Below are 2,206 nucleotides of genomic sequence, written 5' to 3' on the forward strand. Positions count from 1 at the left end.
CTTGAGCTTGCGGCCGGCGTAGGACATCGACGCCTTGGTCTGGTTCTGCTGGTCCGCGCTCTGGCAGTTGGACATGATCGGCAGCACGTCGGGTTCGAGGATGATCGACGCCGGTCGCCCGCCGAGCCCGGCCGCGACCTCGTCCACCCACGCCCGGTACGCCTGGTGGGACGGCGCGCCGCCGCCGCTGGCGCCGCCGCAGTCCCGGTTGGGGATGTTGTAGACGACCATGATCGGGATCTTCCCGGCCGAGGCCGCCGCGCCCACGAAGGCGCTGACCTCCGAGCGCACGGTCGAGGTGTTGGTGGTGGTGAACCACTTCGCCTGCGGCACCGAGGCGACCCGGTCGCGGATGACCGCCGCGCGCGAGTCGTTCGGGTTGGCCGCCACCCACCTCGCGCTGGAGCTGCCGGGGTCGGTGTAGAACGCCGAGTCCGCGGCGGTGGCGGTCTGCCCGCCCCCGGTCACCAGGACGGCCGCGCCCGCCACGAGCGCGGCGGAGAACGCGCACGCTGCTGCTTTGCCGATACTCGCCATTGAGCTCCCTCTCGCGGTGCGTCTCGCCCGAGTCGGACCCAACCAGGCGGGGACGAGGGGCGTCAACGCGCTCAGGGGAAAGCTAAAGTTGTTAGCGCTATCTTTAGCTCGATCATTTCTCCGGCCAAATGCCAGGTCATCGCCTCACCGGCTTGACGTGCAGGTTGGGAGCGCTCCCCGAAATTTTTACCTCGTTCGGCCCACTGCGGCAGGCGCGGCGCAAAAGCCTTCTTGTGAACGCGCACATCAAATGCCAGACTCCTGCTCGCCGCCCCGGTCCCGTCCCCCACCACCACGGCGCGCCGGGTGGTCCTCGGAAGGTGTGGAAGATGGAGCTGACATCGAGGTCAGTGTCCCGAGCCGGGTTCGGCGCGGTGGCGCTGGCCGCCGCGCTCGGAGCCACCCTGCTCGTGAGCACCCCCGCCAGCGCGGCCACGACCCTGGGCGCCGCAGCCGCCCAGACCGGCCGGTACTTCGGCGCGGCCGTCGCGGCGGGCAGGCTGAGCGACTCGACCTACGCGAACATCCTGAACCGCGAGTTCAACTCGGTCACCGCCGAGAACGAGATGAAGTGTGACGCCACCGAGCCCAACCGGGGCCAGTTAAACTACACCGCCGGTGACCGGATCCTCAACCAGGCGCTCAGCAGCGGAAAGCGGGTGCGCGGGCACGCCCTGCTGTGGCACCAGCAGCAGCCGGGCTGGGCGCAGAGCCTGAGCGGGTCCGCGCTGCGGCAGGCCGCGCTCAACCACGTCACCCAGGTCGCCACCCACTACCGGGGCAAGATCCACTCCTGGGACGTGGTGAACGAGGCGTTCGCCGACGGCGGCTCCGGGGGCAGGCGCGACTCGAACCTCCAGCGCACCGGCAACGACTGGATCGAGGCCGCGTTCCGCGCCGCCCGCGCGGCCGACCCCGCCGCGAAGCTCTGCTACAACGACTACAACACCGACGGGATCAACGCGAAGTCCACCGGGATCTACAACATGGTGCGGGACTTCAAGTCGCGCGGCGTGCCGATCGACTGCGTGGGCCTCCAGTCGCACCTGACGAACAACGCGCCGTCGGACTACCAGGCCAACATCAAGCGCTTCGCGGACCTGGGCGTGGACGTGCAGATCACCGAGCTGGACATCGCGGGCTCCAACCAGGCCAACGCCTTCGGCGCGGTGACCCGCGCGTGCCTGGCCGTGCCGCGCTGCACCGGCATCACCGTGTGGGGCATCCGCGACACCGACTCGTGGCGCGGCGGCGAGAACCCGCTGCTGTTCGACGGCAGCGGCAACAAGAAGGCCGCCTACACCTCGGTGCTGAACGCGCTGAACGCGGGCGGCACGACCGTGCCGGGCGAGACCCCGCCGACCACCACTCCCCCGACCACCCCGCCCACCACGACGAACCCGCCGCAGCCGGGCGGCTGCACGGCGTCGGTGTCGGTGAACTCGTGGGAGGGCGGTTTCGTCGCCACGGTCAAGGTGACCGCCGGGTCGAGCGCGCTCAGCGGCTGGAAGGTCACCACCGCATTGCCCTCGGGCACGTCGGTGACCGGCTCGTGGAGCGCGAACGGCAGCGGCACGTCCGGCACGGTGGACTGGACCAACGTCGCCTACAACGGGGCCGTCGCGGCGGGCCAGTCGACCGAGTTCGGCTTCCAGGGCACCGGCAGCGG

Annotated in this window: 2 protein-coding genes; one reads left to right on the forward strand and one right to left on the reverse strand. The window is 70.5% G+C overall.

Annotated features, from left to right (window positions below):
- On the reverse strand, window positions 1–537 hold a 537-nt coding region (locus ACTUAL_RS18095; RefSeq protein ID WP_440901093.1), incomplete at its 3' end, for a glycoside hydrolase family 6 protein.
- A 329-nt stretch (window positions 538–866) separates the two neighbouring features.
- Between ACTUAL_RS18095 and ACTUAL_RS18100 the strand changes: the two genes are divergently transcribed.
- On the forward strand, window positions 867–2,206 hold a 1,340-nt coding region (locus ACTUAL_RS18100; RefSeq protein ID WP_440901094.1), incomplete at its 3' end, for an endo-1,4-beta-xylanase.

It is taken from the genome of Actinosynnema sp. (genome assembly GCF_052038725.1).